An 18511-nucleotide genomic window follows, 5' to 3' on the forward strand; every position below is an offset into this window, starting at 1 on the left:
CATACCCCTCACCCCAACCCTCTCCCACAGGGAGAGGGAGCTGTCCGGAGTGCTTGATTGGTCCGTGCTGCTTCGGGAAGTGAGCAGTAAGAAGCAAGAGGATCGGGTATTACGCGGAGAAATCAGCGAACTCGATCGGTCCCCTCTCCCTGTGGGAGAGGGAGTTGTCCGGAGTATGTAGTTAGTCCATACAACTTCGGAAAGTGAGGGCGTAATAAGAAGGGCAGGGTATTACGCAGAGAAATCAGTGAACTCGATCGGTCCCCTCTCCCTGTGGGAGAGGGTTAGGGTGAGGGCTATTTGGGTGGAGGAAATAATGACGGATACGGTGCTGGCGGTAACGGAAATAGCCAAAAGTTTCGGCCATGTTCATGCATTAAAAAATGTCAGCCTGAAAATACGCCAAGGTAAAGTCCATACGCTACTGGGCGAAAATGGTGCCGGTAAATCTACGCTGATGAAAATCCTGGCAGGAATTTATCCGCCGACCAAAGGGGAAATAATTCTCAAAGGGCAAAACGTCACTATTAACAACCCCCAGCATTCCAGAAAGTTGGGTATCGCGATTATTTTTCAGGAACTGAGCCTGAGCAATAATATGAGCGTAGCAGAGAATATCTACGCCAATAATGAGCCAACCCGTTTTGGTTTTATTAACGATGGCCAGATGGTGAATGATTGCCAACGCCTGCTGGCGGACTTGGCCATTCCGCTCGATCCGCAGCAAATTGTCGGCACCATGTCGATGGCCCAGCGCCAACTGGTAGAGATTGCCAAGGCGCTGAGCTACCCGGCCGATGTCGTGATCATGGACGAACCAACGTCGTCCCTGAGCGATAACGAGGCCGACATCCTGTTTGGCATTATCGACAAGCTGAAACAGCGCGGCTGTGCGGTGATTTATATCTCGCACCGCATGGATGAGATCATGCGCGTTTCTGACGATATCTCGGTGCTGCGCGACGGCGAGTTCATCGCCACCCACGATAAGCACCAGACCGATATTCACCGGCTGATTGCCCAGATGGTTGGCCGCGAAATGACCAATATCTACCCGCCACGCATCGGCGAACCTCCTTCTGCGGAGCAAGTGCCGGTGCTGGAAGTCAGGCAATTTTCGCAGGACAAACTGTTTCACGATATCCATTTCTCTCTGCGTGCAGGTGAAGTGCTGGGCTTTTTTGGGCTGGTGGGATCGGGGCGTTCAGACGTGATGAAGGCCATCTTTGGCCTGACTGGCTATCAAGGTGAAATTCGCATCGATGAGGCGGTAGTCACTATTCGCAATCCAAAGCAGGCGATAGAGCATGGCATCGCCTTCGTGACGGAAAACCGCAAGGAGGAGGGATTGGTGCTGATGCATGACGTCAGCATGAACACCCATCACGTGGCCTTTCAATATGCGGGCTCCAGCCTGATCAACCATAAGCACGAAGAGGCGAAAACGCAGCAGGCAATCCGGCGGATGAACATCAAGGTCAGCTCGCCACACCAACTGGTCAGCACCCTGAGCGGGGGCAATCAGCAAAAGATCGTGCTGTCGAAATGGTTGGAAAAGGTGCCACGCATCTTAATTCTCGACGAGCCAACGCGCGGCGTGGATGTTGGCGCCAAGTTCGAGATTTATAACGTCATACGCCAGCTTGCTGCGCAGGGCACCGCCATTATCTTGATCTCTTCCGAACTGCCGGAAGTCATGGCGCTCAGCAATCGGCTGGTGGTGATGCGTGCCAAGCAGATCGCCGACGTTTTTGCCACCGATGGACTCACGCAAACCCAGGTCATGACCGCAGCAACAGGAGTGAAATAATGAGCGATAAAGTGCTGGCCGCCGAGGGCCATTCGGCGTTCAACGGGCCAGGGAAACTGGCAAAAGCCGCCAAACAGTACGGCGGCATACTGGCGGGCCTGGTGGCCTTGGTGATCCTGTTCAGTGTGATCAACGACAGCTTCCTGAGCGTGAATAATATTACCAATATTATTTTGCAGGTCTCGATCATTGCCATTACCGCCTATGGCATGACGTATGTGCTGCTGCTGGGGGATATCGATCTTTCGGTGGGGTCAACCATTGCCCTGGTGGGGACCTTTGCCGCGCTTGGCTTGTCGTTTGGCATCCCGTTTATTCTGGTGATCCCGCTGTCGATTATGGCCGCGCTGGTGCTGGGCCTGGTTAACGGTAGCCTGACTGCGTTGGCCGGTATCCCGTCGTTTATCGTTACCGTCGCGACGATGGGCATTTTCCGGGGCATCGCCTATATCGTCACCGACGGCACGCCGATCATGATCAAAAACGAGGCGTTTCTGGCGCTGGGTAACGGCGAGTTCCTCTATATCCCGATCCCAATCTGGATCCTGTTGGTGTTGCTGATCGTCAACCACTTCATCCTGTCGAAAACTACCTTTGGCCGCAAAATTTATATCACCGGCGGCAATAAAGAGGCCGCGATCTATTCGGGGATTAACGTTTCCGCGCTGAAAATAAAGGTCTTTATGATCACCGCCGTGATGGCGGGCATCAGCGGCATGATCCTGGCTTCACGGCTGTATTCCGGCCAGCCTAACGCCGCGCTGAGCTATGAGCTGGATGCTATTGCCGCCGCCGTGTTGGGGGGCACCAGCCTGAATGGCGGCTACGGCACGGTGATCGGCACCATGATTGGTGCGCTGACCATCGGGGTTATCAATAACGGTATGAATTTAATGAACGTGCCTTATTTCTATCAAATGGTGGTGAAGGGGCTGGTGATCCTTATCGCGGTGTATGTCGACGTCAGAAACAAGAAGAAACGTGGCTAACGATCACAGGCAGATTTGTATAAGGAACGGGACAATGAGAAAAATTTATACCATCGGCGAGATCCTGGTTGAGATCATGGCCGATAAGGTTGGCCAATCGTTTACCCATCCAGGCTTATGGAATGGTCCTTTCCCCAGCGGTGCCCCGGCGATTTTTATCGACCAGGTGACCAAGCTGGGCGGGCAGTGCGGCATTATCAGCTGCGTGGGTAACGACGGCTTCGGCACGCTGAATATCGAACGCCTAAAGGCTGACGGAGTGGACACGCGCGGCATCCGTGTGTTGCCGCATGAGACGACCGGCAGCGCCTTCGTCACTTACCACTCCAACGGCGATCGCGATTTTATTTTCAATATCAAGAACGCAGCCTGTGGGAAATTATCGGCCGAGCATGTGAACGCCGAACTGCTGCAGGACTGCCAGCACTTCCACATCATGGGTTCATCGCTGTTTTCCTTCCATATGGTGGACGCGGTGAAGAAGGCGGCGGGGATCGTCAAAGCGAACGGTGGCACCTTGTCTTTCGATCCGAATATCCGCAAGGAAATGCTCAATATCCCTGAGATGCGTGATGCGCTGCATTACGTGCTGGAGCTGACCGATATCTATATGCCGAGCGAAGGCGAAGTCATGCTGCTGTCCTCCCAAACCACGCTGGATGAGGCGATTGCTCGCTACCTGAAGGACGGCATTAAAGAAGTGGTGGTGAAACGCGGTAGTAAAGGGGCGAGCTATTATTCTGCGGATGAAACCCTGCATATCGACAGCTATGCCGTAGACGAGGTTGATCCGACCGGGGCAGGCGACTGCTTTGGCGGCGCTTACATTGCTTGCCGGTTGCAGGGGCACAGCGTTTCCCAGGCGCTGCGCTATGCCAATGCCTGCGGTGCGCTGGCGGTGACCCGGCGTGGACCAATGGAAGGAACCTCTACCTTCGCTGAAATCGACGCTTTCTTGCAGCAGCAACGGGTCGTGCCGGTCGGCGCGCTGTAAATAACATTCCAACGTCCTGAATATTCAGTTCAGGACATTGCTTTACCCTGTGACTTGAAAGGCGACGGGTAAATGAGGCCATAAGTATGAAATCTATTATTAAGCAGCATAAAAGCGGCAAGCATATTGGTATCTGTTCGGTTTGCTCGGCACATCCGTTGGTGATCGAAGCCACGTTGCGTTTTGACCTGGCTAGCCAGCGTAAGGTATTGATTGAGGCCACCTCCAACCAGGTGAACCAATTTGGCGGCTACACCGGAATGAAACCGGCGGATTTCCGCGAGTTTGTGTATGCCATTGCCGCCAAGGTTGGCTTCCCGCAGTCACGGTTGATATTGGGGGGCGACCACCTTGGGCCGAACTGTTGGCAGGATGAACCGGCTGGGCTGGCGATGGAGAAAGCCGAACGCCTGATTGCCGATTACGTTCAGGCCGGGTTCAGTAAAATTCATCTGGATGCTTCCATGTCCTGCGCGGACGATCCGGTTCCCTTGCCGCCAACGGTGGTGGCTGAGCGTGCGGCACGGCTATGTGCGGTGGCGGAAGCTGCGGCCACTCCTGAGCAGCGGCAGGCGCTGAGCTACGTGATAGGTACGGAAGTGCCGGTTCCGGGTGGCGAAAGCCACGCTATCGCTCAGGTACACGTCACGCGGCCACAGGATGCCGCCGAGACCATCGAGACACATCGGCAGGCGTTTGCTCGCTTAGGCTTGGAGCAGGCCATGGAACGGGTGGTGGGGCTGGTGGTACAGCCGGGAGTCGAGTTCGACCATTCCACGGTGATCCACTATCAGCCGGAGCAGGCGCGTCAGCTTTCCGCCATGATTGAGTCAACGCCGTTGGTGTTTGAGGCCCACTCCACGGATTATCAAACCCCGAAAGCGTTCCGCCAGTTGGTGCGCGATCACTTTGCGATCCTGAAAGTCGGCCCGGCGTTGACCTTTGCCCTGCGTGAGGCGATCTTCAGCCTGGCGCTGATCGAGAAGGAGCTGATCGCCGCAGAACAGCAGAGCCACGTGCTGGCGGTGATCGACAGCGTGATGCAGGATGAGCCCAAGTATTGGAAGAAGTATTACGATCCGCGCCATTCGAAGGCGATGATCGATCTGCACTACAGCCTGTCCGATCGGATCCGTTATTACTGGCCTGAAGCGCGCATCAGCGCGGCCATCGACAAGCTGGTGGCAAACCTGAGCGGGGTAACCATTCCGTTGGGTATGCTGAGCCAGTATTTCCCGCTGCAATTCCCACGTCTGATGGCTGGCGAGTGTGCTGGTGACCCACATAGCCTGATGATCGACAAGATCCAGGAAGTATTGCGTGCGTATGCCTATGGGTGCGATACCCCTCACCCCAACCCTCTCCCACAGGGAGAGGGAGCTGTAAGCCCCTGCACATTTGGTAGTAGTTGAGTCATCTCAGCAAATTTTATCGCCCCCTCAGCCAAGGTGTGTCACTGAGTTTTCAGACTCACTCGATCGGTTCCATCTCCCACAGGGAGATGGAGCTGTAAGCCCCTGCACATTTGGTAGTAATTGAGTCATCACAGCAAATTTTATCGCCCCCTCAGCCAGGTGTGTCACTGAGTTTTCAGACTCACTCGATCGGTTCCATCTCCCACAGGGAGAGGGAGCTGTAAGCCCCTGCACATTTGGTAGTAATTGAGTCATCTCAGCAAATTTTATCGCCCCCTCAGCCAAGGTGTGTCACTGAGTTTTCAGACTCACTCGATCGGTTCCATCTCCCACAGGAAGAGGGAGCTGTCTGGAGCTCTTGATTGGCCCGTGCTGTTTCGGAATCAAGGTGAGTCAGCAGTTGCTAATGATGAATCACTACACTTTCAGCCTAACTCGATCGGTCCCCTCGCCCTTTGGGAGAGGGCTAGGGTGAGGGGCAAATCCCTCTCTGTCATAAAATAAAAAAACACCGCAGAAGTTCTCATGCGGTGTTTTTTATTAGCCCGATATCGTTAACCGATAATCAGGTTTCCTGCAGACCCAGCTTCTTCTCCAGATAGTGGATGTTGGTGCCACCATGCTGGAAGTTTTCGTCGGTCATGATCTTCTGCTGCAGTTCAACGTTGGTTTTGATGCCATCGATGATCAGCTCAGCCAGGGCGTTCTTCATGCGGGCAATTGCCACGTCACGGTTTTCACCGTAGGTGATCAGCTTGCCAATCATGGAGTCATAGTACGGCGGCACGGTATAGCCAGCGTAAATATGAGATTCCCAACGCACGCCGAAACCACCAGGAGCGTGGAAGCGGGTGATCTTGCCTGGGCTTGGCAGGAAGGTGTTCGGGTCTTCGGCGTTGATACGGCATTCCACCGCATGGCCTTGTACCTTCACTTCATCCTGTTTGATCGACAGCGGTTGACCGGCAGCGATACGCAGCTGCTCTTTGATCAGATCCACGCCGGTGATCATTTCGGTAACCGGGTGTTCCACCTGGATACGGGTGTTCATTTCAATGAAATAGAACTCGCCGTTCTCATACAGGAACTCAAAGGTACCCGCACCGCGGTAGCCGATTTCTACACAGGCTTTTGAGCAGCGCTCGCCGATGTAGCGGCGCAGCTCTGGGGTGATCCCCGGTGCTGGTGCCTCTTCGACCACTTTCTGGTGGCGACGCTGCATGGAGCAGTCACGTTCAGCCAGATAGATGGCGTTGCCCTGGCCGTCTGCCAACACCTGAATTTCGATGTGGCGTGGGTTTTCCAGGTACTTCTCCATATACACCATGTCGTTGTTGAAAGCCGCTTTGGCTTCCGCTTTGGTCATGGAGATGGATTGCTCGAGATCTTTGTCGCCGCGCACAACGCGCATGCCGCGACCGCCGCCGCCGCCGGAAGCCTTGATGATCACCGGATAACCGATGCGTTTGGCGAAGGCACGGTTTTTGTCCATGTCATCGGTCAGCGGGCCGTCGGAGCCTGGTACGCAAGGTACGCCGGCTTTTTTCATCGCGCTGATGGCAGAAACCTTGTCACCCATCAGGCGAATGGTTTCGGCGCGTGGGCCGATAAAGATAAAGCCAGAACGCTCTACCTGCTCGGCAAAGTCGGCGTTCTCGGACAAGAAGCCATAACCCGGGTGGATCGCCACGGCGCCGGTAATTTCGGCGGCGGAGATGATGGCCGGGATGTTCAGATAGCTTTTAACTGACGGTGCAGGGCCGATACAAACGGTCTCATCCGCCAGCAGAACGTGTTTCAGATCGCGGTCGGCACTTGAGTGAACGGCAACGGTTTTGATGCCCAGTTCTTTACAAGCGCGCAGGATACGTAACGCGATCTCGCCACGGTTGGCGATAACAATTTTATCTAGCATGGTGCGCCTCGTTATTCGATGACGACCAGTGGCTCGTCAAATTCAACCGGTTGGCCGTTTTCTACCAGGATCGCTTTAACCACACCGGATTTGTCCGCTTCAATCTGGTTCATCATTTTCATGGCTTCAACGATGCACAGAGTATCACCGGCGTTCACTTTCTGGCCCACTTCCACGAAGGCTTTCGCGTCCGGGCTTGGGGTGCGGTAGAAGGTCCCTACCATTGGTGAACGAACGATATGGCCACTCATGGCCGCTGGTGCTGCTGGGGTTTCTGCGCCAGCAGGGGCAACGGCGTTGGCCAGAGCAGGTTGCTGCTGCTGGGCTGGCATTGCGTACTGTTGCATCATTGGGTAAGCCTGCACCGGTGCGGCACGGCTGATGCGAACCGACTCTTCGCCTTCAGAGATTTCCAGTTCAGAAATGCCTGATTCTTCAACCAGTTCGATCAGTTTCTTGATTTTACGAATATCCATGAGTGTGATTCCGTACTCTTTTTGTGTAGCAATTAGTGGGTTTTTGACAAACGGCGAACCGCTGCCTGTAAAGCAAATGTGTAGCCATCCGCGCCGAGGCCACAGATCACGCCTACCGCGATATCAGACAGGTAGGAGTGATGACGGAAAGGCTCACGAGCGTACACGTTGGACAGGTGGATCTCGATAAACGGGATCTGTACTGCCAACAGTGCATCGCGCAACGCCACGCTGGTGTGCGTGAACGCGGCAGCGTTAATCAGGATAAAATCCGTATTGCCGCGCGCCTGATGAATGCGATCGATGAGCGCATGCTCGGCGTTGGACTGCAGATGACTCAGGGTGATATCTAGCGCGAGCGCCTGGTTTTCCAATCCGTTAACAATCTCTGCCAGCGTAGCGCTGCCGTACTTTTCCGGCTCACGCGTCCCCAGCAGATTGAGATTGGGGCCGTTCAGAAGCAAAATGTGAAACTTATCCGCCATTGTGCTGGTATCTCCGGCAATAAAACCATCATCGTAGAAAATAACCCGATGTCACCGATTTGTCACCTGTTACGCGCAGATTTTGCTGCAGCGACAGGTTCAAGGTCGGGCATTATAACGATATCGTGGCAATTCGCAGCTAAATACTGGTCTTATCAGCGAAGATATTCAACCCTAAATCAGCAAACACCAAGTGCTGCTATTGGATTATGAGGGGTAGAACACAGAAAAGTTCCGCGCCCCGTCAGGGGATTTTTACCGTCAATCTTGCCGGTTTTAGCGCGCTTTACGCCACCACGAGCGGAATTTCTTGTAACGCAGAGCTAACAACAGCAGCGCCAGCGATGCATAAATAAAAGGCTGCGGTGACAACGTTTTTACCGACCAAAGGTAGTGGATCGGTGCCAGGATCGCCACCAGATAGACGAAGTTGTGCAGCTTCTGCCAGTTGGCCCCCAATTTACGCTGCGCCCATAGCGTTGAGGTGGCCGCCAGAGCCAGCAAAATCAACCAGCAGAGGATACCTAGCGTCAGATAGGGGCGGGTTACCAACTCGCGCCCCAGCAGGCCAATGTTGCTCAGCCCCAGTTCCAGCGTCGAGTAGCTTACCAGATGCAGGGTTCCCCAGGCAAAACACCACAAGCCCAGCAGACGTCGGCAACGGATCAGCAGTGGCTGGCGCGCGTAGCGGGCCAATGGAGTGACGAGCAGGGTGGCCAGCAGCAACTTCAGCGTCATCCTGCCGGTAAAATGCTGGATATCCTTGGCCGGATCGGCGCTGAACCAGCCCTGATCGACGGACAACACCAGCCACAGAAAGGGCAGGAATGCCGCCAGGTAGATGGCAACTTTTAGCCAGGTGATCTGCTTGGGGGTTAAGCGCACTCAGAAGTTCTCCCGTAAATCGAGGCCGCGATATAGCGAAGCCACCTGCTCGGCATAACCGTTGAACAGCAGCGTCGGCTGACGTTTCACATCCAGAATGCCGCCGGAACCGATAAAGCGTTCGGTGGCCTGCGACCAGCGTGGATGATCGACATGGGGATTCACGTTGGCGTAAAAACCATATTCGTTGGGGGCAGACAGATTCCAGGTGGTTGGCGGTTGTTCGCGGGTCAGGGTGATCTGCACGATAGACTTGATGCCTTTGAAGCCGTATTTCCATGGGGTGATCAGGCGCACCGGAGCACCGTTTTGCGGTGGCAGCATCTTGCCATACACGCCCACGGTCAACAGAGCCAGTGGATGCATGGCTTCATCTAGGCGCAAACCTTCGACATAGGGATACTTGAGGCCTCCGCCGATAAAGCGATCTTTCTGGCCGGGCATCTGCTCTGGATCGTACAGCGTTTGGAAAGCGACGTAGCGTGCGTTGCTGTTGGGTTCGGCCAGCTTAAGCAGTTTGCCCAACTCAAAGCCGATCCACGGCACCACCATCGACCAGGCTTCGACGCAGCGCATGCGATAAATGCGTTGCTCCAGCGGGAATCGCTTGAGTAAATCGTCGATATCCAGCGTGATGGGCTTGCCGACTTCACCGTCGATTTTCACCTTCCAGTCCGTCGTTTTCAGGGAGCCTGCGTTGGCCGCGGGATCGGCTTTATCCAGGCCAAATTCGTAGAAATTATTGTACCCCATGACTTTTTCTTCCGGCGTTAGCTCCAACTGGGCTTGCCAGGCTTCGGGCTTGCTGAAGTCCAGCGGTTTGCCTGCTGGAGCCGGGGGCCGATCGTTTCCTTTGAACCAGGACAACAAGTCGGCCTGTGCCTGGATGGGCAAAGCCAGCGAGGCTGCCGTGATCCCTAGCGCCTGGAGCACCTTGCGCCGCTGATAGAACACGCTTTCCGGCGTGACATCGGCTTCGGTCAGTTTTCGCTGTTGTTTCATTTTTTATCTCCGCAAGTGATGGTGTAAGCATGGCGTGAAAGCCAACTTTCTGCGAGAGGGGGGATGTAAAGAGAGGTAAACGAGAGGTAATTTCTTGTGGGGAAAAGGCGGGCGCCGGATGCGGCGCCCCACAGATTATGAACGGATTTTTACCAGGGTGCGGCCAGTGATCTGATTGTTCATCAGCGCGGCAGCAGCGGCAGGCACGTCTTCCAGCTGAATTTCCTGCGTGGCTTGTTCATAGAAGCTTTCTGGCAGAATACCGGCCAGACGTTCCCAGGCGGTTTGGCGACGATGCAGCGGCGTCAGCACTGAATCAACGCCTTGCAGACGCACGTTACGCAAGATAAACGGCATCACGGTAGTCGGCAACTGGTAGCCTCCCGCCAGGCCGCAGGCGGCAACGGTGCCGTTGTAATTCATCTGCGCCAGCACGCGAGCCAGCAATTTGTCGCCGACGGTGTCGATGGCGCCGGCCCACAGCTGTTTCTCCAGCGGCCGCGGTGTTTCAATATACTCGCTACGGGGCAGCACGGTTTTGGCACCGAGGGATTTCAGATAGTCGGTATTGCTGTCGCGTCCGCTGATGGCGGTGACGCTATAACCGAGTGCGGACAGTAGGGCGACCGCCGTACTTCCCACGCCGCCGCTGGCTCCGGTGACCAGAACGTCGCCGTCCCCCGGTTTCACTCCGCCTTCTTCCAATGCCATCACGCACAGCATGGCGGTAAAACCGGCGGTGCCGAGGATCATCGCTTTGCGTTCACACAGCCCTTTTGGCAGTGGTACCAGCCATTCGCCGCTAACGCGGGCCTGTTCGCCCAACCCGCCCCAGTGATTTTCGCCAACGCCCCAGCCGGTGAGTACTACGCTCTGGCCTGGTTTAAAACGCGGATCTTTGCTGCTGTGTACCAGGCCTGCAAAATCGATACCAGGCACCATTGGGAAGTGACGAATGATTTTCCCCGTGCCGGTGATCGCCAGGGCGTCCTTATAGTTGAGACTGGACCAGTTGACGTCGACCGTCACATCCCCTTCTGGCAACTGTTCACTATCAATATTCTTGACTTGTGCCAGGGTTTTTTCGCCATCTTGTTCCAATAATAATACGCGCATGCATCGCTCCCCGCTTTTTCATATATTATATGAATGTATGGTTCAGTATTGTCTGACTATATGCATAATAAAAAAGCCTGTCCTGATAAAGGACAAAAAAAGAGTGTTTAATGGTTTTCTTCGTCGGTCAGGCTTGATAGCTTTGTATGAGCTAACCTGATGCTTGGCAAAGAAATTGAAGTCGCTTCATGATTTTTAATATCAGGGTATTGCGTTGTTTTCAATCGAGCAGGAACGGGGCCTTGTCACATCAAAAGGTGGCTCTTCATTTTATCATCGCGCAGAAGGCACAGGGATGAGATTTACAACCAAACTCTCTGCTCTAATCACCCTGCTCGTCGCATTGGCTATGTTCTTGATGCTGATGGGGTGTTCATACAGTTTCTTTTACGTGACCCAGGAGCGCTTAGAGCGCCGTTTTGAAGCCCTGGCCACCTCCATCGATCAGGCAATGCTGCTGCAACCTCTGCAGGCTCAGGATAACTGGCTGCCCCTGGTGATGCGGCCGCTAGGCATTGTGGCGATTAATGTCGATACCGAAACCAGCAACCTTTTCTCCTACAGCCTGCCGACCATCAAAGCCCCCTGGGCATCGCTGGCTGGCTACCGCCAAACCTCGTTAACCATGATGCATCACCCCGGCACCCGGGTAAGTGTCACTTACCTCGATCCGTTCGCCAGCGACGTGCGTTCATTGCAGTCCACGGCGGCGGTCACGCTGTCGATCGTCATCATGGTGGTGATACTGCTGTTCAGCTTACGCTGGCTTCGTGAACAGGCGGTAGGTGAAGATCGCCTGGAGCGCCGGGCGCGGCGCATTCTCAACGGCGAGCGTGAACAGGTGCTGAAGGGAGATATCCGCGAATGGCCTGCCAGCGTCAGCGGTGCGTTGGATCGCCTGCTGGCCGATCTGGCCGAAGCGCGTGAGGAGCGCAGTCGGGTAGATACCCTGATCCGTGCTTTTGCCGCTCAGGATGCGAAAACCGGCCTCAATAACCGGCTGTTCTTTGATAACCAGCTCACCACTCAGTTGGAAGATGTCGGGTCACACGGCATCGTTATGATGGTGCGCCTGCCAGATTTCGATACCCTGCGCGAAATTCACGGCAATGCAGCGGTGCAGGAGCTGATGTATTCGTTGGTCAACCTGCTGTCCACCTTTGTCATGCGTTATCCTGCCGCCTTACTGGCCCGTTATTTCCACAGTGATTTTACCGTTCTGCTGCCACACCGCACGCTGAAAGAAGCGGACGGCATCGCGGCGCAGCTGGTCAACGCGATCGACTCCTTGCCCTCAACGGCGCTGATTGACCGTGAGGCGTTCCTGCATATCGGTATTGTGGCCTACCGCAGCGGGCAGACCACGGAAGAAATCATCGATTACGCCGAACAGGCGACCCGCCACGCCGTACTGCAAGGCGAAAACGGCTGGTATGTCTATGATAGCGATGTGCCAGAGAAAGGGCGCGGCAGCGTTAAATGGCGTACGCTGCTTGAACAGGTGCTGGCGCGCGGCGGCCCTCGCTTATATCAAAAACCGGCGGTGACGGTGGAAGGCGATGTGCATCACCGCGAAATCATGAGCCGGATTTATGATGGCGCACAGGAACTGTTGCCCGCCGAATATATGCCGCTGGTCAATCAGCTGGGCTTGGCGGAAAGTTATGACCGCCAGCAGATGAATCGGATTATTCCTTTATTGGCACTGTGGCCGGAAGAGACGCTGGCGTTTCCACTATGCGTTGATTCATTATTGCAGCGCAGTTTCCAACGTTGGCTGCGCGATACCCTGTTACAGTGTGAAAAAAGTCACCGCAGGCGAATTCTGATTGAACTTGCAGAGGCAGATGTGTGTCAACATATCGACCGTTTGCGTCCGGTGCTGCGATTGCTGACCGGATTGGGCTGTCGTCTGGCGGTTTCTCAGGCCGGGTTGACGGTGGTTAGTACCTCTTATATCAAGTCGTTACCGGTGGAGATCGTCAAGCTTCACCCAGGGTTGGTACGGAGTATTGACCGGCGGGATGAGAACCAGCTGTTTGTTCAGAGCCTGACCGGTGCCTGCGAAGGCACTCAAGCGAAGGTTTTTGCCGCCAGCGTGCGTACGCGCAACGAATGGCAGACGCTGAAAGAGCGCGGGATCCTTGGTGGGCAGGGGGACTTTTTCGCTTCGCCAGAGCCGATCGATATAGCTCGCAAAAAATATTCGCGTCGATATCGTGTTTAACCTGATGACCGGGCAAAAATTAACGTAGAATGGCCCGTCTTTTCCTGTGGGCGTCAGTAGGTGCTTACCACCGGTGACAATCAGGAAAAATGTTAGATTTTATGAGCTGTGTTACTGCCGTTTGGTACGTTGATTTGGTGGCTAGCTGAGCCTTTGTTGAGGGATATCAGGCCCCATTCGCTTTCCGTGCATTCGGTCACAAATAACGCAGACTAATTTTCACCGAAGTAGGACGTTTTTGCGCCTTGTCGCTGCTTCGTGTGGTTGGTAAAGTAGGCGGATTTTATTTTCCGCCCCCAGCTTGCAGGATTATCCTTTCGTTATGTTTAAGAAATTTCGTGGCATGTTTTCTAATGACTTGTCCATCGACTTGGGTACCGCCAATACCCTGATTTATGTTAAAGGACAAGGCATTGTACTGAATGAACCATCGGTGGTTGCCATTCGTCAGGATCGTGCCGGCTCACCCAAGAGCGTTGCGGCAGTAGGTCATGACGCCAAGCAAATGCTGGGGCGTACGCCTGGCAATATCGCGGCTATTCGCCCAATGAAAGACGGCGTGATCGCCGACTTCTTTGTCACCGAAAAAATGCTGCAGCATTTCATCAAGCAGGTTCACAGCAACAGCTTTATGCGCCCTAGCCCGCGCGTACTGGTTTGCGTACCTGTTGGTGCCACCCAGGTTGAACGCCGTGCGATCCGTGAGTCCGCTCAGGGTGCAGGCGCGCGTGAAGTCTTCCTGATTGAAGAGCCTATGGCTGCGGCGATCGGTGCGGGTCTGCCAGTATCGGAAGCCACTGGCTCCATGGTGGTTGATATCGGTGGTGGTACTACTGAAGTGGCGGTGATCTCGCTTAACGGCGTGGTGTACTCCTCTTCCGTGCGTATCGGCGGTGACCGCTTTGACGAAGCCATCATTAATTACGTGCGCCGTAACTACGGTTCACTGATCGGTGAAGCTACCGCAGAACGTATCAAGCACGGTATCGGCTCGGCCTATCCGGATGACGAAGTGCGTGAGATTGAAGTGCGTGGCCGTAACCTGGCTGAAGGTGTGCCGCGTGGCTTCACCATGAACTCCAATGAAATTCTCGAAGCTTTGCAGGAACCTCTGACCGGCATCGTCAGCGCGGTCATGGTTGCGCTGGAACAGTGCCCGCCGGAACTGGCTTCCGACATCTCCGAACGCGGTATGGTGCTGACCGGTGGTGGCGCATTGCTGCGTAACCTGGATCGCCTGCTGATGGAAGAGACCGGTATTCCGGTAGTGGTGGCTGAAGATCCTCTCACCTGTGTGGCTCGCGGTGGTGGCAAGGCGTTGGAAATGATCGACATGCATGGCGGCGATTTGTTCAGCGAAGAATAGTGAGCAGCCCCAGAATGGAGGGATCGTAGCGGATGACGGCATTAACCTGGCATCTGGTGCGTTCCCCTTTCTGTTGTCGAGGAACGTGCATAATTTATGAAGCCGATTTTTAGCAGGGGGCCTTCCCTGCAACTACGACTTTTCCTGGCAGTGATCGTGGCGATTGCGCTGATCGTTGCCGACAGCCGGCTCGGTACGTTCGTTAAAATACGAAACTACATGGACACCGCCGTCAGCCCTTTTTACTTCTTGGCTAATGGACCGCGTAAAGTTTTGGACAGCGTATCGGAAACGCTGGCTACCCGCCAACAGCTAGAGCTGGAAAACCGTGCTCTGCGGCAGGAACTGTTACTCAAAAACAGCGATAATCTTCTTCTTGGCCAATTCAAACAGGAAAATGCCCGTTTGCGTGAGCTGCTAGGCTCGCCGTTGCGCCAGGACGAACACAAAATGGTCACTCAGGTGATCTCCACCGGTTCAGATCCCTATAGCGATCAGGTCGTGATTGATAAAGGGTCGGACAACGGGGTTTATGAAGGCCAGCCGGTTATCAGTGATAAAGGCGTGGTCGGGCAGGTGGTGGCGGTGGCTAAAATGACCAGCCGCGTCCTGCTGATCTGTGATGCTTCCCATGCGTTGCCGATCCAGGTATTGCGCAATGATATCCGGGTGATTGCCGCAGGCAGTGGCTGTACGGATGACCTGCAGCTGGAACATCTGCCGGGCAATACTGATATCCGCGTCGGGGATGTGCTGGTCACCTCCGGTTTGGGCGGGCGCTTCCCGGAAGGGTATCCGGTCGCTGTGGTGTCCTCGGTAAAAGTGGATAACCAACGCGCCTATACCGTGATCCAGGCGCGGCCAACCGCTGGTCTGCAACGCTTGCGCTATCTGTTGTTACTATGGGGCGCCGATCGCAACGGCACCATGCCGCTGCCGCCGGAGGAAGTTCACCGCGTTGCCAATGAACGCCTGATGCAGATGATGCCGCAGGTATTGCCACCGGCTGATGCCATGGGCCCACCGGCTCCGCTGCCAGCTCCAGCTACCGGTACCGTTCAGCCGCCACCGGTGGGGGCAACCCGATGAATCGCTATCGCAGCAACGGGCGCTGGATTATCTGGCTGTCATTCCTGGTGGCATTAGTGCTGCAAATTATGCCGTGGCCGGAGCAAATCTACATGTTCCGGCCATCCTGGCTGCTGCTGATCCTCACTTACTGGGTGATGGCGTTACCCCATCGGGTTAACGTCGGCACTGGCTTTATCCTGGGCTTGATCATGGATCTGATCCTGGGTTCCACGCTCGGCGTGCGTGCGCTGGCCATGGGCATCATTGCCTATCTCGTCGCGTTCAAATTCCAATTATTCCGCAATATGGCACTGTGGCAGCAAGCGCTGATCGTCGTGCTGCTATCATTGGCCATGGACGTGGTGGTGTTCTGGGCGGAGTTTTTAGTGATCAACGTCTCTTTCCGCCCCGAGGTGTTCTGGAGTAGTGTGGTCAACGGCGTGCTTTGGCCGTGGTTATTCCTGCTGATGCGCAAGATCCGCCGTCAGTTTGCCGTACAATGAGGTTATAACGATGTTTTCGCTCTATCTTGCTTCCGGTTCTCCCCGTCGTCATGAACTGCTGACTCTGCTCGGCGTACCGTTCGAAGTCATTCTGACGCATACTGAAGAGCAGCGGCAGGAAGGGGAAGTGGCGGAAAATTACGTTCGTCGTCTGGCGCAGGATAAGGCCAGGGCGGGAGTTTCCCTGGCGCAACAGGATTGGCCGGTGCTGGGTGCAGATACTATCGTGGTGTTGAACGGCCAGGTGTTGGAAAAACCGCGTGATGAAGAGCATGCGGCGCAGATGCTGGCAGCCTTGTCCGGGAAACAGCATCAGGTGATGACCGCCGTGGCGATCGCCGATAAACAGGGCGTTTTATGTCAACTGGTGGTCACCGACGTGACGTTCCGCAATCTGTCACCACAGGATATCTGCGACTATATCGCCACGGGCGAACCGATGGATAAAGCGGGCGCTTACGGAATTCAAGGCAAGGGTGGTTGTTTCGTCAGAACGATAACCGGAAGTTATCATGCGGTGATGGGGTTGCCGCTGGTCGAAACACATGAGCTGCTCAGTCATTTTGTCGCATTACGAGAGGTAAGAACCGGTTGATGCCACCACTAGATTTCCCGTCGCCGCCATCGCGTGAGCACAGGAAAGATAAGGGCAGGCGCTACACCGGCTCTGAGGAGAAAGCATGACAGCTGAGCTACTGGTAAATATTACGCCGTCGGAAACGCGGGTTGCCTATATTGACGGCGGCATTCTGCAAGAGATCCATATTGAGCGCGAAGCCAAGCGTGGCATCGTGGGCAATATCTACAAAGGGCGTGTCAGCCGCGTGTTACCCGGCATGCAGGCGGCCTTTGTCGATATTGGCCTGGATAAAGCGGCCTTCCTGCACGCCTCCGATATCATGCCGCACACCGAGTGTGTTGCCGGTGATGAACAAAAGAATTTCTCCGTGCGTGATATCGCCGAACTGGTGCGCCAGGGGCAGGACCTGATGGTTCAGGTGGTAAAAGATCCGCTTGGCACCAAGGGCGCACGCCTGACTACCGATATCACTCTACCTTCGCGCTACCTGGTCTTTATGCCGGGCGCAGCACACGTGGGGGTTTCCCAACGCATTGAAAGCGAAGCCGAACGCGAGCGTCTCAAGCGCGCCGTGGCGGGATATTGCGACGACCTGGGCGGCTTTATCATCCGCACTGCGGCTGAAGGGGTAGGTGAAGAAGAGCTGGCGCAGGATGCTGCCTTCCTCAAGCGTTTGTGGACCAAAGTCATGGAGCGCAAAAAGCGCAACCAGACCAAATACAAACTGTATGGCGAACTGGCGTTGGCGCACCGTATCCTGCGCGACTTTGCCGGGGCGGCGCTGGATCGTATCCGCGTCGATTCACGCCTGACGCATGACCAACTGGTGGAATTTACCGGCGAGTACATCCCGGATATCACCAATAAGCTGGAGCTGTATACCGGCAGCCAGCCGATCTTCGATCTGTACGACGTCGAGAACGAGATCCAGCGGGCGCTGGAGCGCAAGGTTGAATTGAAGTCCGGCGGTTACCTGATCATCGATCAAACCGAAGCCATGACCACCGTGGATATCAACACCGGGGCCTTTGTCGGCCACCGCAATCTTGATGAGACCATCTTCAATACCAACATCGAAGCGACGCAGGCCATTGCCCGCCAGCTGCGGCTGCGCAACCTGGGCGGCATCATCATCATTGATTTCATCGATATGAACAATGATGAACACCGCCGCCGGGTATTGCACTCGTTGGAACTGGCGCTGAGTAAAGATCGGGTAAAAACCACAATCAACGGTTTCTCTCAGCTAGGATTAGTGGAGATGACGCGTAAACGTACGCGTGAAAGTATTGAGCATGTGCTGTGTAACGACTGCCCGACCTGCCAAGGGCGCGGAACGGTGAAAACGGTGGAAACCGTCTGCTATGAGATTATGCGTGAGATCGTGCGCGTGCATCATGCTTACGATTCCGATCGTTTCCTGGTCTATGCCTCTGCGGCCGTGGGTGAAGCGCTGAAAAGTGAAGAGTCACACGCGCTGGCGGAAGTGGAAATCTTCGTTGGCAAACAGGTTAAGGTACAGATCGAACCTTTATACAGCCAGGAACAGTTTGACGTTGTGATGATGTAATACCCCTCACCCCAACCCTCTCCCATGGGGAGAGGGAGCTGGTACGGTGTCGTGGTTAAGTATGGTGTTCTTGATGTGGCTTAATAATCTGTGATGGTCAGGTAAAT

At 55.0% G+C, this 18511-nt stretch carries 16 protein-coding genes; 10 read left to right on the forward strand and 6 right to left on the reverse strand.

Annotation, left to right across the window (positions count from 1 at the left end; genetic code table 11):
• The first annotated feature begins 316 nt into the window (after positions 1-316).
• The 4 genes from ACX9GU_RS02780 (at position 317) to gatZ (ending at position 5205) form a co-directional block, all read left to right on the forward strand.
• Positions 317-1810: a sugar ABC transporter ATP-binding protein gene (locus tag ACX9GU_RS02780; protein ID WP_473193781.1), complete on the forward strand. Its 1494-nt coding sequence runs from the start codon at positions 317-319 to the stop codon at positions 1808-1810.
• Positions 1810-2799, forward strand: coding sequence for an ABC transporter permease (locus ACX9GU_RS02785; RefSeq protein WP_024527973.1), 990 nt, complete (start codon positions 1810-1812; stop codon positions 2797-2799). Before ACX9GU_RS02780 ends, ACX9GU_RS02785 begins: the two co-directional genes overlap by 1 nt.
• 34 nt (positions 2800-2833) lie before the next feature.
• Positions 2834-3793 carry a tagatose kinase gene (locus ACX9GU_RS02790; protein ID WP_179244389.1) on the forward strand — a complete coding sequence of 320 codons (960 nt, stop codon included), beginning with the start codon at positions 2834-2836 and terminating at the stop codon, positions 3791-3793.
• An 86-nt stretch (positions 3794-3879) separates the two neighbouring features.
• Positions 3880-5205: a tagatose-bisphosphate aldolase subunit GatZ gene (gene gatZ / locus ACX9GU_RS02795; RefSeq protein ID WP_473193782.1), complete on the forward strand. Its 1326-nt coding sequence runs from the start codon at positions 3880-3882 to the stop codon at positions 5203-5205.
• A gap of 568 nt (positions 5206-5773) precedes the next feature.
• Here the strand turns inward: gatZ and accC are convergent.
• The 6 genes from accC to acuI all read right to left on the reverse strand — a co-directional run bounded on the left by accC (position 5774) and on the right by acuI (position 11087).
• Entirely contained in the window at positions 5774-7123 is a 1350-nt protein-coding gene (gene accC, locus ACX9GU_RS02800; protein WP_021180772.1) for an acetyl-CoA carboxylase biotin carboxylase subunit, read from the reverse strand.
• Between the two features lie 11 nt (positions 7124-7134).
• The gene (gene accB, locus ACX9GU_RS02805; RefSeq protein WP_473193783.1) at positions 7135-7599 is read right to left on the reverse strand and encodes an acetyl-CoA carboxylase biotin carboxyl carrier protein; all 465 of its coding nucleotides are present in this window, start codon (positions 7597-7599) and stop codon (positions 7135-7137) included.
• A gap of 32 nt (positions 7600-7631) precedes the next feature.
• Positions 7632-8084 carry a type II 3-dehydroquinate dehydratase gene (aroQ, locus tag ACX9GU_RS02810; RefSeq protein ID WP_024483777.1) on the reverse strand — a complete coding sequence of 151 codons (453 nt, stop codon included), beginning with the start codon at positions 8082-8084 and terminating at the stop codon, positions 7632-7634.
• Between the two features lie 276 nt (positions 8085-8360).
• Entirely contained in the window at positions 8361-8969 is a 609-nt protein-coding gene (gene msrQ / locus ACX9GU_RS02815) for a protein-methionine-sulfoxide reductase heme-binding subunit MsrQ (RefSeq protein WP_473193784.1), read from the reverse strand.
• Positions 8970-9971 (reverse strand): protein-methionine-sulfoxide reductase catalytic subunit MsrP, encoded by a 1002-nt coding sequence (gene msrP / locus ACX9GU_RS02820; RefSeq protein ID WP_473193785.1) that lies wholly within the window; start codon positions 9969-9971, stop codon positions 8970-8972.
• 135 nt (positions 9972-10106) lie between these two features.
• Positions 10107-11087, reverse strand: a complete 981-nt coding sequence (gene acuI, locus ACX9GU_RS02825; RefSeq protein ID WP_473193786.1) for an acrylyl-CoA reductase (NADPH) — start codon at positions 11085-11087, stop codon at positions 10107-10109.
• A gap of 295 nt (positions 11088-11382) precedes the next feature.
• On the opposite strand from acuI, the gene csrD reads away from it, so the two are divergent.
• From csrD to rng, 6 genes are all read left to right on the forward strand, one after another.
• Positions 11383-13314: an RNase E specificity factor CsrD gene (csrD, locus tag ACX9GU_RS02830; protein WP_473193787.1), complete on the forward strand. Its 1932-nt coding sequence runs from the start codon at positions 11383-11385 to the stop codon at positions 13312-13314.
• A 322-nt stretch (positions 13315-13636) separates the two neighbouring features.
• Positions 13637-14680 carry a rod shape-determining protein MreB gene (gene mreB, locus ACX9GU_RS02835; protein ID WP_021180765.1) on the forward strand — a complete coding sequence of 348 codons (1044 nt, stop codon included), beginning with the start codon at positions 13637-13639 and terminating at the stop codon, positions 14678-14680.
• A 96-nt stretch (positions 14681-14776) separates the two neighbouring features.
• Positions 14777-15769, forward strand: a complete 993-nt coding sequence (mreC, locus tag ACX9GU_RS02840; RefSeq protein ID WP_021180764.1) for a rod shape-determining protein MreC — start codon at positions 14777-14779, stop codon at positions 15767-15769.
• Positions 15766-16254: a rod shape-determining protein MreD gene (gene mreD / locus ACX9GU_RS02845; protein WP_024483772.1), complete on the forward strand. Its 489-nt coding sequence runs from the start codon at positions 15766-15768 to the stop codon at positions 16252-16254. Before mreC ends, mreD begins: the two co-directional genes overlap by 4 nt.
• Positions 16255-16264: 10 nt before the next feature.
• A complete protein-coding gene (locus tag ACX9GU_RS02850) occupies positions 16265-16849 on the forward strand; it encodes a Maf family protein (RefSeq protein ID WP_161713614.1) in 585 nt (194 codons plus the stop codon).
• A gap of 85 nt (positions 16850-16934) precedes the next feature.
• Positions 16935-18404 carry a ribonuclease G gene (rng, locus tag ACX9GU_RS02855; protein ID WP_021807013.1) on the forward strand — a complete coding sequence of 490 codons (1470 nt, stop codon included), beginning with the start codon at positions 16935-16937 and terminating at the stop codon, positions 18402-18404.
• The last annotated feature ends 107 nt before the right edge of the window (positions 18405-18511 follow it).

The organism is Serratia sp. K1WW1 (assembly GCF_055790865.1).

Bases quoted from the DNA above. Each gene is read 5' to 3' on its own strand.
- mreB (WP_021180765.1), top strand. From the start codon at position 13,637: ATGTTTAAGAAATTTCGTGGCATGTTTTCTAATGACTTGTCCATCGAC.
- acuI (WP_473193786.1), bottom strand. From the start codon at position 11,087: ATGCGCGTATTATTATTGGAACAAGATGGCGAAAAAACCCTGGCACAA.
- rng (WP_021807013.1), top strand. From the start codon at position 16,935: ATGACAGCTGAGCTACTGGTAAATATTACGCCGTCGGAAACGCGGGTT.
- csrD (WP_473193787.1), top strand. From the start codon at position 11,383: ATGAGATTTACAACCAAACTCTCTGCTCTAATCACCCTGCTCGTCGCA.
- gatZ (WP_473193782.1), top strand. From the start codon at position 3,880: ATGAAATCTATTATTAAGCAGCATAAAAGCGGCAAGCATATTGGTATC.
- ACX9GU_RS02790 (WP_179244389.1), top strand. From the start codon at position 2,834: ATGAGAAAAATTTATACCATCGGCGAGATCCTGGTTGAGATCATGGCC.
- msrP (WP_473193785.1), bottom strand. From the start codon at position 9,971: ATGAAACAACAGCGAAAACTGACCGAAGCCGATGTCACGCCGGAAAGC.
- aroQ (WP_024483777.1), bottom strand. From the start codon at position 8,084: ATGGCGGATAAGTTTCACATTTTGCTTCTGAACGGCCCCAATCTCAAT.
- mreD (WP_024483772.1), top strand. From the start codon at position 15,766: ATGAATCGCTATCGCAGCAACGGGCGCTGGATTATCTGGCTGTCATTC.
- mreC (WP_021180764.1), top strand. From the start codon at position 14,777: ATGAAGCCGATTTTTAGCAGGGGGCCTTCCCTGCAACTACGACTTTTC.
- ACX9GU_RS02785 (WP_024527973.1), top strand. From the start codon at position 1,810: ATGAGCGATAAAGTGCTGGCCGCCGAGGGCCATTCGGCGTTCAACGGG.
- ACX9GU_RS02780 (WP_473193781.1), top strand. From the start codon at position 317: ATGACGGATACGGTGCTGGCGGTAACGGAAATAGCCAAAAGTTTCGGC.
- ACX9GU_RS02850 (WP_161713614.1), top strand. From the start codon at position 16,265: ATGTTTTCGCTCTATCTTGCTTCCGGTTCTCCCCGTCGTCATGAACTG.
- accB (WP_473193783.1), bottom strand. From the start codon at position 7,599: ATGGATATTCGTAAAATCAAGAAACTGATCGAACTGGTTGAAGAATCA.
- accC (WP_021180772.1), bottom strand. From the start codon at position 7,123: ATGCTAGATAAAATTGTTATCGCCAACCGTGGCGAGATCGCGTTACGT.